Origin of the sequence: Bacillus nitratireducens, from assembly GCF_001884135.1 — a bacterium.
GTDB classification, from domain to species: domain Bacteria; phylum Bacillota; class Bacilli; order Bacillales; family Bacillaceae_G; genus Bacillus_A; species Bacillus_A nitratireducens.
On the sequence record NZ_MAOC01000005.1, the window covers coordinates 1 to 213 of the forward strand.

1 pseudogene is annotated in these 213 nt (G+C 34.7%); it reads right to left on the bottom strand.

Annotated features, from left to right (window positions below):
• A pseudogene (locus BAU23_RS01425) lies at positions 1 to 213 on the bottom strand (acyltransferase family protein); the annotation flags it as partial.

Genomic DNA, 213 nt, shown 5'->3' on the forward strand with positions numbered 1-213 from the left:
TCCAGGTTCATACAAAATTGCCATCGCTAAAGCTGAAGCAACAGCTCCCAGACAAATCAATAAAATCATACGGGATTGTTTTTTTATGTGGTAAAGTCCTAAACTAATGATAAACGGCCAGACAACATAGAATTGTTCCTCAACTGCTAACGACCAAAAATGATTCAATGGAGAAAGCTGGTTAAAATTATCAAAGTACGATAATTTATGATA